The sequence below is a fragment of the Mesorhizobium sp. WSM4806 genome (assembly GCF_055811635.1).
Genome location: NZ_JBVVQZ010000003.1, coordinates 242830 through 255592 on the forward strand (window position 1 = coordinate 242830; position 12763 = coordinate 255592).

At 58.8% G+C, this 12763-nt stretch carries 14 protein-coding genes and 1 pseudogene; 4 read left to right on the forward strand and 11 right to left on the reverse strand.

Annotated elements, in window-relative coordinates; all coding sequences use genetic code 11:
* The first annotated feature begins 198 nt into the window (after positions 1–198).
* The 4 genes from AC0L2M_RS06595 to AC0L2M_RS06610 all read left to right on the forward strand — a co-directional run bounded on the left by AC0L2M_RS06595 (position 199) and on the right by AC0L2M_RS06610 (position 2655).
* Positions 199–1038 carry a hypothetical protein gene (locus AC0L2M_RS06595; RefSeq protein WP_473534379.1) on the forward strand — a complete coding sequence of 280 codons (840 nt, stop codon included), beginning with the start codon at positions 199–201 and terminating at the stop codon, positions 1036–1038.
* A gap of 54 nt (positions 1039–1092) precedes the next feature.
* Positions 1093–1641, forward strand: coding sequence for a DUF5334 family protein (locus AC0L2M_RS06600; RefSeq protein WP_473534380.1), 549 nt, complete (start codon positions 1093–1095; stop codon positions 1639–1641).
* 138 nt (positions 1642–1779) lie between these two features.
* Positions 1780–2226 (forward strand): thermonuclease family protein, encoded by a 447-nt coding sequence (locus AC0L2M_RS06605; protein ID WP_473534381.1) that lies wholly within the window; start codon positions 1780–1782, stop codon positions 2224–2226.
* 114 nt (positions 2227–2340) lie between these two features.
* The gene (locus AC0L2M_RS06610; RefSeq protein WP_473534382.1) at positions 2341–2655 is read left to right on the forward strand and encodes a sunset domain-containing protein; all 315 of its coding nucleotides are present in this window, start codon (positions 2341–2343) and stop codon (positions 2653–2655) included.
* A 1119-nt stretch (positions 2656–3774) separates the two neighbouring features.
* On the opposite strand, the gene AC0L2M_RS06615 is transcribed toward AC0L2M_RS06610, so the two are convergent.
* The 11 genes and pseudogenes from AC0L2M_RS06615 to AC0L2M_RS06665 form a co-directional block, all read right to left on the reverse strand.
* A complete protein-coding gene (locus tag AC0L2M_RS06615; protein WP_473534383.1) occupies positions 3775–4428 on the reverse strand; it encodes a hypothetical protein in 654 nt (217 codons plus the stop codon).
* Positions 4429–4457: 29 nt separating this feature from the next.
* On the reverse strand, positions 4458–5204 hold the full coding sequence (locus AC0L2M_RS06620; protein ID WP_473534384.1) for a hypothetical protein: 747 nt from the start codon (positions 5202–5204) through the stop codon (positions 4458–4460).
* A 494-nt stretch (positions 5205–5698) separates the two neighbouring features.
* Positions 5699–5980, reverse strand: a complete 282-nt coding sequence (locus AC0L2M_RS06625; RefSeq protein ID WP_473534385.1) for a hypothetical protein — start codon at positions 5978–5980, stop codon at positions 5699–5701.
* Positions 5981–6488: 508 nt separating this feature from the next.
* A pseudogene (locus AC0L2M_RS06630) lies at positions 6489–6569 on the reverse strand (IS5/IS1182 family transposase); the annotation flags it as partial.
* A 659-nt stretch (positions 6570–7228) separates the two neighbouring features.
* Positions 7229–8602: a transposase gene (locus AC0L2M_RS06635; RefSeq protein WP_473534386.1), complete on the reverse strand. Its 1374-nt coding sequence runs from the start codon at positions 8600–8602 to the stop codon at positions 7229–7231.
* Positions 8603–8753: 151 nt separating this feature from the next.
* Positions 8754–9221 carry a non-homologous end-joining DNA ligase LigD gene (gene ligD / locus AC0L2M_RS06640; RefSeq protein WP_473534493.1) on the reverse strand — a complete coding sequence of 156 codons (468 nt, stop codon included), beginning with the start codon at positions 9219–9221 and terminating at the stop codon, positions 8754–8756.
* 51 nt (positions 9222–9272) lie between these two features.
* On the reverse strand, positions 9273–9404 hold the full coding sequence (locus tag AC0L2M_RS06645; RefSeq protein WP_473534387.1) for an SHOCT domain-containing protein: 132 nt from the start codon (positions 9402–9404) through the stop codon (positions 9273–9275).
* 384 nt (positions 9405–9788) lie between these two features.
* Positions 9789–10121 (reverse strand): sunset domain-containing protein, encoded by a 333-nt coding sequence (locus AC0L2M_RS06650; RefSeq protein WP_473534388.1) that lies wholly within the window; start codon positions 10119–10121, stop codon positions 9789–9791.
* Between the two features lie 87 nt (positions 10122–10208).
* Positions 10209–10475, reverse strand: coding sequence for a hypothetical protein (locus tag AC0L2M_RS06655; RefSeq protein ID WP_473534389.1), 267 nt, complete (start codon positions 10473–10475; stop codon positions 10209–10211).
* A gap of 56 nt (positions 10476–10531) precedes the next feature.
* Positions 10532–11299, reverse strand: a complete 768-nt coding sequence (locus tag AC0L2M_RS06660; RefSeq protein ID WP_473534390.1) for a thermonuclease family protein — start codon at positions 11297–11299, stop codon at positions 10532–10534.
* A 421-nt stretch (positions 11300–11720) separates the two neighbouring features.
* On the reverse strand, positions 11721–12221 hold the full coding sequence (locus AC0L2M_RS06665) for a hypothetical protein (RefSeq protein ID WP_473534391.1): 501 nt from the start codon (positions 12219–12221) through the stop codon (positions 11721–11723).
* Between the last annotated feature and the right edge of the window lie 542 nt (positions 12222–12763).

Sequence of the window (12763 nt, forward strand, 5' to 3'; positions counted from 1 at the left end):
TTGACGTGGGGGTCAAGATGGCGAAGAAATCGGGTTTATTGATCCTGCTGTTGCCGTTAACCGTTGCGCTATTCCAAGCGACAGATGCATTGGCGCAATGCCAATCCAGCGTAACGGTCGGCCCCCGGGGCGTCGATCGAAATTGGCAGAGCTGAGGGGAAGAAATTTATTCTCGACACGACTCTCGCCTACGGAACTTTGGAAGTTGTTACTTCCGGCACGACGGACATCCTGAAATACACAGCGAAACCCTTGCAGTCCAACGTCAGCGAAAAAGTGGACTGCGAGATAGAGGGCGAGGGTAAGAAAACGGTTGAGGTCGCAGTCAGGCCGATCCCGACCCCTGCTCCAGAGTCCGTGTATGGCTCGGCGGCCAAAACGCTGGTGTTGCTGTTCGCGCTGGCAGTCTTGCTCGAATCCGCACTGGCAGGTCTGTTTCGGTGGCGACCATTCGTTGAGCTTTTCAACCCTCGCGCCGTTCGTCCTGTGGTCGCTTTTCTTCTCGCCTGGTGGTTCGTCTACTATTTCGATCTGGACATGGTGACGGCTCTGGTTAACGCCAGCAGCCCGGAGGCTCAAAAGCCGCTCAACTGGGGTGGACAAATTCTAACGGCCCTCGTGCTGGCAGGTGGAAGTAGCGGCGTCAATTCGATTCTCGTTGCCCTTGGATTTCGACAGGTAAGCACGCCTGAGACACAGCCGAAACCTCGGCCAGATAAAGCCTGGATCGCTGTCAGGGCGGTGCGCAAAAAGCAGATGGAAGGCAGCATCGATGTTCTCATTGGCCCTATGGCCACGCTAAAGGACGCAAAAACAGAAGAGCCGCCCTTTGTTGGCACAATCAGAGGCAAGAGCGGGCTTGGCATCTTTGGTTTCTTTGCGCGAGATCGGGGACGCTATCCCAGCTATGGTGGTTTCGAGGTGGATCCCGGCCAAGAGGTTTGCGTTGTCCTGAGGAGCGGCCAAGCAGAGATCGCAAAATGGGGACCGCACAAGCCAGCGCCTGGTGCTGTTATTGACCTCGATCTCGAGGTTTGAGGGCAGCGTTCCAGGAGTACTAGGATCGCGAGCGATCAACAAAGGGGGACGCAAATGGCCAAGGTGCAGAAAGGGCGGACACTCCGTCAATCATCGGCAGCCTCTGAGAAAATCATAGAGCATGAAGTTAGGCCCGATGGGCTAGCAGTCGTCACACAAGCCTTGCAGGCATTGGAGGTTCTTTCCAGACTCGAGATTGCAGGCGGAGGCCCAGCGAACAGTGTTGCGCTGCGGCGAAGGCTTGAGGGCGTATGCAGCGCCTTTGTCGACGGACGCATAGGGGTCCTTGCCAAGACGCCAAGTGGCGCGAACTGGGTCAGCCAGTTCCCCGGAAGCACATCAACATCGGATCTGACTTCTTCGTTCCGGCCCGGAACCGAGAAGTTCTGGGACGGGACGGATACGATGACCGGCGAGACGGTTGAGATTGGCAAGGGTAATTTTGTTAGAACGGGCAGGGACATCGAGATATTTGACGGTGGTGCTGGCGAACTTCGAGACGTAACCGTTGAAAGCATTCGGCGGTACGGATCAACAGTTGAAGTCGAGGTCTACGACAACGAAAGCGGCGAGTACCGGACTCTTGAAATGGAAGACGACTGACTCGCTATTCAATTGCACTCGCGCAGTGGGCCGCGCTCGTGAAGCGACACCATCACACGGCCTACGCCATGGTAAAGGCCCGAGCAAGCCTGGACTCTGGCCCGCAATGGAAGCATTCTCTATTCCGGGAGAAGGGGCGTGGGCAAAGGCTACCGATATCAGGGTGCCGATCAGGGTAACCGGTGGCGAAGACGCGCCGGCCGTAGAATGCCGTCACGGCGGCTGCCGCGACCGCTCTTAGCGCTGATCTTCCTCGGCGTCGGCACGCTTGCCGCCGCAGTCACCCAATTCGCGATCCAGAGCACCGCCGGCCAACAGAGCACCGAAGGCCTCCAGAGCACGATAACAAATTGGACAGAGCCGCTGCCTAGGCCGATGCAAGGCCGGGCATCTATCATCGACGGCGACAGCGTCGAGATTGCTGGCCAGCGCATCCGCTTCAATGGCATCGACGCACCGGAAAGCCGGCAATATTGCAGCGACGCCAAGGGCTTTGACTACCCCATGCGGGCGCCGCGCTGCCCAAGCCTTGGACAAGTTCCTGGCAGCTTCGCGACCGCTGCATTGCAGGTTTGTCGATCGTGATCGGCACGGGCGTCTTGTCGGTAACTGCGATCGCGCCGACGGCCGAAGCGTTCAGAAAATGGCTCGTTGAACAAGGCCTCGCTCTAGATTGGCCTCGCTATTCGAACGGCGCATTTGCCGCCGAGCAAGTCTCAGCCAAGGCCGCGCATCGCGGAGTTTGGGCAGGGCCGCTTCGATCAACCATGGGACTGGCGGGATGCGAATGCCGACAAGGTCGAGACCGTCAGCGAGCAATCGACCGGCTTCGGTCTGCTCGGCTCCGGCTGCAACGTCAAAGGCAATATCAGCGTGAACTCGGGTGAGCATATTTACCATCTGCCGGGCCAAGAGTATTACGATGAGGCAGTGATCACGCCGAGCAAAGGTGAGCGCTGGTTCTGCAGCGAGGCCGAGGCGCGCGCGGCCGGCTGGCGTAAGGCAAGGCGGTAAGGGTCGACAAAAACGTCGATTTTTCACATACGGCCAAGACCAAAACGCCCCGCGTGCTCCCTCCGCCATATCAATCGATTTTATCCGACGCGTCACATCCGCGTGATCTAGCGGCCTCTAATGAAACCGGCTAAGGGGAAGCGCGGGTTTGGGGGAAACTTCTCGTGACTAGCCACAAAGATGCAGAGCGTATCCGTGCCGAAATGTCGATCGCACAGGCGATTTACGATGCCATTTGCGAGATGAACGGATCTTCGTACAGGCAAGACAAAGCACCTTTGCGGTGGGACACTTCGTCAGGCCAACCATTGTGCCTAATGAGTATTGACGGCTTTTTCGAATTGCGGGAACTCGCCAGGCGCATAGCGTCCAAGATCGACACGCCTGCGCTCATCAGTCTCCAAAGCCACACCTCGCAGTCGTCAAAAAAGATTGACTTCCACTAGGTAGAAACTGCGGTCGCGCTGCGACGTGCCTCTGGTCTGAGCGCCGACAAAACCCGGCGATCGGGAAGCGCCCGCCGCACCTTTCGGCACGGCGGGCGATCAGTCGTTCGCCAGGCACGGGGTGTGGGCGGGGTGGTGTGCCCGGTGCACGGATTAGAAACCTATGCTCGTCGGCGGCGTGCGTCTACCAACCGGCAGTTGGAATGTTTCAACAGCTTGCCTGGTACGACCGCGGCTCGATCAAAACCATCAACGATCGGAGTTGCTATAGTGTTCCTAGCTCATCGCCACGCAAAAACCCGCCGCTACTTGATTGCGGCCCAGTGACCCAGCGGCCGATTCACTCCTCCGCCGCCGGCCTGAACTTCCGCACGATCAAGTCCAACGTCAAACGTCCGCTGCAAGTCGCCTAATCGTGTCGGCAACACAAGACGGCCTGCGGGAGGCCGCCAGCCAATAGCCGCCGCTCCCGTTGCGTCGTTCACTAGATGGAATGGGGCAGAGCCGGTGGGCTGGGTAGAGCTCTACAACCGCTCGCAAGCCGTTTGCGTGCGGGGGTCATCAGCCAGCTAACTCAGGTTCCGGATCATCAGACAATGACGACGAATGATCGTTACCCTCCCCGGCCACTCGCTACACGGTGCTGTTGCTGTTGCTGTCGCGAGGCAGTTGTTCAATCCCATCGCCCGCCGATCCGCGTCCCGGCATATCGCGCTAGATACCGCCCGAAGCGCTTGGACGAAAATGCGCCGCTTCGTTCGATGAAGCCGCCTAGCGATTCCTTGAGAGGCAGGCTATCGGCGACCCGGAGAGCTATTTCCCGTGTCGTGAACGGCCCGTTTGGCAGGGCTTCGATGATCTCGGCAAGTTCGTCCTTCTCCGGGTCCGCTGTTCTCTGAGCCGCTACATCGCCCCGGAAATCAGCTAGCCCGAGCCAGATCAAGGAAGATCGTATCAGATCGCTCCAATCTTCAAACCCGCCCATGGGTGACGCTCTGTTAGGTGCGGCCGCCGACAGGTAGGCGCGCTCGACTGTCAGTGCGGCCGCAACAAGCTCGGGCCGCTTGCGCATGGCCAGGTCAATCGCGTCGAACTCGAAAAGCCTTTCCTCAGGCCGCTCACACTTGGCGTCTAGCCGGATTTGGATTGTTCGCCTGTTCAAATCACCACAGACCGTGAGATTGTTTCCCGTGGCGCAGATCAGGCTGGTCGCGGGAATGCGGACGTTCTTTGATGACCCAAGCACGCGGACCTGAACCTCATCTTGCGTGAGCATCTCGCAAAGTTGGTCACTGCGCAGGATGCAGGTGACGTTGTCGATGCTCATGATCTGATCGCCAGCGAGCGCGCACGCCCCTATCCTCTTTTCAAGTTCCGCCTCGTCCGGCGTGGAGTGATGACAGCCGCCCGCCGACCCGTCGCCATCACCGCCGCGACATCGACCACAAGGCTCTTGCCCGTGCCTGCAGATGGGGCGGATACCGCGAACATAGGCGCGCTTTTCAGGCTGGGGCGCAGAACGCTGGTGATCAGCAGTGCCAGGGCAGCGGCGCGGTCGCTTTCGTTCACGAAGTGAAGCGCGGCGATCGGTTCTGACAAGACGGCAAGAGCTTCCGTAGCTTCGCGTTTAGACGGGCTTTCAGGTACATGCCGCCAGAGCCGTTCACCTACAAGGAGTAGGGCAGTCTCAGCGTCATACCCCGGCTCGCTGATCACTATTCCGTCAGGCCGGAGCGTCGGCGCGCTGATAACCGCTCTCAGTCGCGGCATGGTCCAGTTATGGCCCTTTCTCGCAAGGATCATTTTTGCCACCTTAGGCGGGCAGTCGCATGCAACGAAGTCATTGACCCGCAGATTGAACTTCATAAACAGCGCTGCTTCCGTTAGGGCCTCAGTTAGCGCGGCCTCAGTAAGGGTTGTGACGACCACCGATCCGTCAGCGCGGCTGATATTCTCGCCCTGCTTGGCAACGGTCAGGGTCTGAGAGGGAGAGCGGTGGGTGACCGGGCGAACAAGTTCGTCTGCGCGTGAGAAGATGCCAAAGTCCCGGTTTGAGAGGACGGCGATCGCTTGGTTGACTGCCCGGTGGATTTCGCCCTTCACGACATTGATCCGGGGCTTGAGGCGTGGGGGCTCAGCCTGAAGCGTGGAGATTGTCTCGACCGCGCGCTCGCTCTCAGCGGGCTCGCCTGCCGGTTTCTGTTGCGGTGGCGACCACGGCCTAGCGGTAGCCACCCGGCCAAGGCCGCCCGGATTGGCTTTTCGGTCTCGCAATCTCTGCGGTAAACCGATTATGCTGCTGACCAAAGCGACTGCCGCCATAATCGGAGACTACCCTGATGCATGAACGGAATGAAAATGCGAAGCGCGCCCGCGAAATCCTGAAGGCGTGCGAGATCGATATATGCACAGCCTTCGAGGCGCTGGATGGGCGGCAAATCGATGCGCTGCTCGCACATCTGGATCAGCATCGGTTCAACAAGTACGGCCCTATGAGCAAACTTCGCCAACCGCCGGGAAGCGTTAATTCGCGAGTGCGATCGTATCACGGCCTGCTTCAGGGCCGCGCTGCACTCCGGCAGCCTCGAATCGCTGCATCAGTGGGTACTGAACTCAGGTCGGAGACTGAAGAGTAGCTTGGCGACCGGATAGCTTCTCTCAGCTAGCCGTCCGCAGTCGGTTAGTCCCATGTGCTCGGTGGCTACGGTGAAGAGATAACCCGCGATCTCGCTCGCGGTGGCGCCTTCGTCCATCAGCATGACGTAGGCCCTGTTTGCGTGTGCGTCGTATTCGTCGGTGGCCTCTGGTATGCCGTAGAGACCGATAGGATCCGCAGCATCATCGACCAAATCAGCGGCCGGTGGTAGCTTTGGCGGCATGAGCAAATCCGAAAAGATTCGCGAATTGGCTAAATCCGGTGACCACGGCCGAGATCGCTCGCGCCCTCGGGATCCGTTATCAACATGCCTACGGTGTGCTTCAAGGTTCAAACCTCGGCCAGAAGGGTCGCCACGGCCGCCCCAAATGCCACCGCGGCCAAACCTAACAAAGAGCCGCTTCTATGGCCGTCCCGCAGTTTCGCAGCGGACAAGCCTTCGCATCAACGATCATTTCTGAGTTGGCGGCGTATCCTAGAATAGATGTTTACGCTGCCTTTCCACGCGATATGGAGTGGAATGGCCTTCCGGTTCACGGCAGCGCCGGGCTAGAGTTGGGTCTGATCAAGAAATACGCCCTCCCTTGGAACATCCGGGCGCCAGATAAGGTTGCGCGCTCTGTGTTTCCTGATTAGGACGGATGGAACCAAGAGAATCTAACAATGGCAAACGAGGGTGAAGCAACTACAAGCGCAGGTTTGTTGGAACTCACTGCGGACATTGTGGCGGCCCGCCGCTCATCTACGCGCGGTACCCCTCGCGGCTTGTTGGGCAACAGCGGCTCGATCGCGCGCCATTCGAAATCGGTCAGGTCATATCAGCTCATGCTGAACCTGAATCAGATTCCGCCACAATATAAAGTCTCGGTAGGAAAACGCCCATTGGGGATTGGTGCTCAGTCAGTCAGACAGGAAGGTCTCCATGGCGCCTCCACGGCACGCGTGAAACATTCCGATGAACACTGCGCCACGAGCCGAAAGGCCCGCCCGGCCCCAAAGCGCTTTGCTTGACTTTCTGTCCGCTGCAGTTGTGCGGAGAGCAGAGGGAAGTGTGCTGTTCATGCAGCCGAGGATGTGGGCTCGAACTGCGCCGATCCCGCATTGAGCGCCACGCGCGTTGAGAGCGCGAGACTGCACCTCCTTTAGCCGCTGTTCTGCACCAGCCAACAAAAAGGCCCGCTCGTCCTTTGAGAAGCCATTTGATGACAGAAGCTGTTGCAGCTTGCCGCGTTCTGATGCTTGGTTGAGGCTCTGGCAAGCGCTCGCGGCATCAGCTATGTCCCGCTGCAGGCGAGAAGTGTAAACGTGAGGCCGAGGCTCAAGGTGAATTTGGAAAGCGAGAGCATCTGGGAAGCCTAGTGGCACTCACCAATGTCCGCAATCCACCGATTGTGTTGAAGAAGTCGGTGATTAAGCCGGGCGTTCTTTTCGCCGCGACGAGTTGCGGTTGGGTCGAGGCGGCTCCTTGGCCCTAAGTGGCTGGGATTGGTGTCCGGGTGGTGCAGATCTTGGCCAATTTCCTGAGGTTCTGGGCGGTGGCTGCGAGGTGGAACTCATCGCGGGCACCGCAGGGACCGCGCAATCGCAGTCTGTCGAGCTTCAGGATGCGCTTGAGGTGCGCGAACAGCATCTCGACCTTCTTCCGTTGATAGCGTGAGGTTTGGTAGGCATCGGTCTTGGCGATATCGCGGGCCATGTCGCGCGCACCCTCATAGATCGAGCGCAGCACTTTGCGCGCCGGCTCCTTCGGGCAACAGCGGAGCTTCAGGGCACAGGCGTCGCAATCCAGCTTGCTGGCGCGATAGCGCATCATGCCATTCTCGTCGACGAGAGGGTGTGGCACCCGATAGGTCTTCTGGCGCTGCCTGAGCGTCTTTCCGCCCGGGCAGCGGTAGGTATCGCTTGCATGGTCGTAGGCGAAATCCTCACGCGAGAAGGTGCCGTCCTTGCGCTTCGAGTGGTCGAACACCGGGATGTGCGGCTCGATCCCACGCTCATGCACCAACCAGTTCAGCATTTCGGCCGAGCCGTAGCCGGTGTCGGCAATCAGCCGCTCCGGCCAGAGGCCGAACTCGTCGTGCGCCCGCTCGATCATGGTCTTGGCGGCCGTCACCTCGGCTTGGCGCACCGCGGTCGAGGGCTCCACATCGACGATGACGGCGTGCTCCACGTCGATCAGATAGCTGGTGCAATAGGCGTAGACGGCCGGGCCGCCCCAAGAGGCGGTCCAGCGTGCTGCAGGATCGACAGGCGATACGAACTTTGGCTCTACCGGCGTGGCGGCCCCGAAGGCGGCGTCATCCAGAGTGGCGAGATACTCAGCCACGGCCCGCTTGGCTTTAGGATTGAGGTCCTCGGCCGTTTCGATCCCGCGCTGACGATGGGCGTCGGCGACGATCATGCTGGCATCGACCGCAAAGCCTTCGCCGCCGACGAGCCCTTCCGCTATGCAGCGCCGGACGACGGTCTCGAACAGTTCGCGCAGCAGATCGGCATTGCGGAAGCGGCCGTGGCGGGTCTTGGAGAAGGTTGAGTGGTCAGGCACATCACCCTCGAGGCCAAGCCGGCAGAACCACCGATAGGCCAGGTTCAGATGTACCTCCTCGCACAGCCGCCGCTCCGAGCGGATGCCAAAACAATAGCCGACGATCAGCATGCGGATCAGCAGCTCAGGGTCGATCGAGGGACGGCCGATCGGGCTGTAGAAGGGCGCCAGATGCTGGCGGATGGCGGACAGGTCGACGAAGCGGTCGATCGCTCTGAGCAGGTGATCTGCCGGCACATGCCGCTCCAGGCTGAAGCCGTAGAACAGCTCCTCCTGCATCACACTTTGCTCGCCCATCATCGACTCAATCTCCTCTTACGACGAACATTGAATCAGTGCTTCAGGACTGCTGCAACCCGGACTTTTTCAACACAATCCACCCATCCCTGTCATGAGGTGTTTATGAGTTCACGGCCTAACCGAACAAAAGCACCACGTCCCAGCAGCGACATCACGCTGCCGCCGCCCTGAATGGGCGACTAATGTCGAAGGCGTCTGGGCGGATACATCGCTCGACCTGTTTCCAAGTCACAGGATGGGCAATTGGGAAGCCGGGCCGAGCTCGTGGGGAGAAGGCTCCGACCGCCGTGTTGCCTCTTCCATTGCGAAGGTAATCGATGAAGATACGGCCCCTTCGAGCGGAAGGTGCGGCGGACAGGAGATACCTATCAGGATGAGCCTGAACGAGTTGTTGGGCGAACGTCCGCGCGAGGGTCCGGGCATCATCGTGTGTGATCTTCGTCTCAAGCGGTGCCATCAGGTGAATACCCTTGCCGCCTGTCACCTTCGGCCAGCTCTTTAGGCCTTCTGGTTCCATGATGTCGCGGAGCCCCAGCGCAGTCGCGATAACCTCCTCCCATTCGACACTCTCGCCCGGATCGAGGTCTAGAACGATGCGGTCGGCTGATTTAACCCGCAGCTAAGCATGATCTGGCGGGGCGATGCAATCTTGGGACCGTGGCGCCGGTCACTAAATCCGCGCCAATATCTCCGCTTTCTTGGCCTTGAATTCCTCTTCGGTGAGGATACCGGCTTCACGCAATTGACCCAACTTTGAAAGAAGGTCTGAAGGCGCCTCGGTCGGTGCGGTATGCACATTCATTGGCGGGTGCCGCAGTGACTCTAGGCTTTAGTACGCGGCGTCAAAAACCTCTTTCACCTCGAACGTTTTGAACGCCAAATCGTCGTGCGAAGTGTGCAACCGAAGCACCCGGTATCCCATGCCCGAAAGCGTTTCGACCGAAGTTATTTTCGAGAGGGGTATCGTTTCAAAGACTTCTCCCACAAAGCCCTTGCGGAAAAACACGCTCGCTCGTTCGTTAGTATGAATTGACCGTTACGTTGTGTATTGCGGCCAGTTCCCATCATTTCGCCGATCCAGCCTTCAAGGTGAGCTTTGATGCTCTCCCCAGGTTTCAACTTACTTCCACGGAAACCTATGACGTGTTTGTTGTCTTTGCCTTTCATAATGAGCCCCCAGATCTCCTTATCGTCTCGCCTTGCGCCAACCGGCCGCTCGTGCGGCCTCTTCGCTGCAGAACCATCGCTCGCCCTTCAACAGGCTGATGCGCGTTTCGGAGTAATATTCCTGGCCGGGGACGTGATAAATCTTCTCGCCACCGTTGTAGCTGATGTTCCCTTTGATATTGCAACTGGTGAACTCGGGGCCGATCTGGATTGCCAAACCGATGCCCAGCAGCGTCAGGAGCCCGAGCAGCCCAACCCACCATTGCGCCCGTTCGGGCGGCCGCCTATGCCGGCGATACCGTCGCCGGTTGTACTCGTTGTCCGCGACATCGCGGTAGCGCTTGTTGCTCACGCGCTTCCCTCCAGACGGCAGATTGCGTCCGGGGCGTCCCGGCCGCGCTGCACGCGCGTGTATTCACGGCTGAAGCGAACTGATGCACTATCCATAGTACGTCAGGGTCTCGTTTCCGGGCGCCGAAATCGATACCGATGAGGGCAACCGCAATGAAAATGTAAATTCTTGAACCCCAACTTCGGCGAGCATCAAGCCCGAGCCGATGCTTAGTGGGATCGGCGGCGTTTGGCGGATTTGCAGGGTGTTGTCATTCGCGCCCATCCCACCGCGGACAATCATTAGCATCGGCGGCAAATGCTCAAAGTTGCATGAGATCATTGTGGGTTTGCCTGCCATGCTAGCTGTAGTCACGACGCAACTCCCGGCACATAGAAGTGCCGCTCGCACTGCACTCGTTCGAACGACGCTCAACACATGCCCTCGCAAGGGATGCCGTCCTTGTCGCGATCGAGCTTGCCGCCCCAAGAGCAGTTGGCCAGATACCAATTTGCTTCGTCGCATGAACTGATCTGCGGGCACGTTCGCCGCGGCTGACATGAGAAGCCAGATGCTTGCGATTGGCTGCTAATGATGCCCAAAGGTTGACGGGATCTCGCAGCCTGTTCAGCGCGCCAAGTCCAAGGCTCCTCAAAGAACCCTCTCCAGAGGCCGAGCTTAGCAGCCTTGGCCGCCGACTGTTGGCTTGCATAGGCACCCTGACTGTATTTCGGCCATTCGAGCGCTAGCCCATTCTTGACGAGCCAGGCCGCGACGTCGGCTCCGTCCGCTCGGTAGCAATTGCCTACGAAGCGTCCGTACTGATCCCAAGTCACAAACTCACACCGTATGGGCTTCGATGCGGCCATGAATTTTTCAAGGGAAGCTCTGACCTCCCATCCGCATGAATACCGAAAGTGCTTCGCATCCTCGCATTGCTGGTCATATTCGGGAGCGTCGATACCGTTCAAACGAACGCGCGTGCCATTGATCTCAATCGTGTCCCCATCAACGGCAGATGCGCGACCCTGAAGCACTTCCGCACTACCTTGCTGAACGGGTGCGGCCTGCTCCTCAACCTTTTGCGAAACAATCTGGGTCGGACTGCTGGTGTCCGGTTCTGTCTGAACTGTAGCCTGCGGGTTCGCCGGACTAATGTCCGGTTGTTGGTGCGGAACGGGATAGTAGTAAGCGACCAACGCAATGACCGCGAGCCAGCCTAGCCCTCTCGCTCTGGACAATCTATTTCCCCTCACACCCAATGCCGTCGTGGTCACCATCGAGCCTGTTAGTGTCAGGGCCGTTGATCGTCACGGGTCCAACGACGACCGGCCTATTCCCCTGTCCACCGGCACAATCCAAGTCGCCACTACCGCTCGGGGCCGTACCTCGATATCGTTGGACGACTGCTACAGCCCGTGCGCCATCGCCCTCGATGTGCGTGTTCTGGCTGTTCGGATTAAACGGGTCCACGGTCTGCGCGAGGCTGTTGGCGCGGTTCGCATCGCCGGCCGCGAGCGTCACCGTGTCGTAGTTGTTGAGGTAGTCCGCAGCGCAGCCGCTGACCGCCACAGCGATGCAGAAACAGATCGGAACTCGCCGTTTCATCTGCTGCGCTCTTTATACAGGTGACGGGTTTATGCCGGCGGCTCTCAGTTGCGCACCAAGCTTCGCCCGAGTAGCACAAGCGGCCTTGTCACCCGCGATGCACTTGTTGTTGGCGGACGACCAATCGAGCAACGCCGTATTGATCCAACTGCCAGGCGCGCGCTGTATCCGATAGGGCGTCGGTGGCGCGCCAGCAGCAACGGCTGCAGCAGCCGTGCCACCCTGGCCACGCGGGGCGCGCTTCCACCCGCTTAGGATGAGGCAGTTCTTCATATATTGGTCTTCGGCAGCCAAGTTGCCCACGGCATTGCCAATTCCGGCTCCCGCAACAAAGCCCGGAGACCCGATAGCAATATAGCCTTGGTCAACCGACCCCTTTTGCATTTCGCATTGAGCATGGGCTACGTCGAAACTCGGCCCGTAGCCTATTTGCATGTAGTCGGCTTGATTGCTTGTTTGACAGCCACACAGCGCTGCCGTGGCACCAAGTGCCATGAATGCTTTTATTTTCATCCCCCAGCCCTCCCAAGGCTGAGTTAACATCTACTAAAGTTGGGATTGGCGCAAGAGTGAAGAACACATCTGGTAGGTTCTGCCAAGTTTGGCCGCTGGCAATTGGTAGACTTTCCCGCAACGCCGGATATATCCTGTTATTGTCAATCGATCCTTGAGATTATAGATGCGAGACAGCAATTTGACCGAACGGCCAGGTAAGGGCTGGATGTCATAGGGAGGGGTCTGTACGATCACGACAGCGACGGAGGTGTTACACTTCGCGTTCTCAACTACAGCTTCTGGTTATAGCTAACTGTTAATCTGCCGACCCCTTCGGCTCTCGATAGTGTGAACGGAATCTGATCACTTAGTTCGACTCCGCCGCCGCTTCACTGCATAGCGCAAGGACCGCGTGCAAAGCGACTGCTCTGCGGCTCCTGTCCCTATCTGTCAAGAATAGGAGCGCCACTTAGACGAAAAAGTATCTCGCTGTACGGAAGCCGGGCCAAGATAGTGCTGTGGTTGGCAATCGCTGCCGCCGTTATTCCCCGACAAAGCAG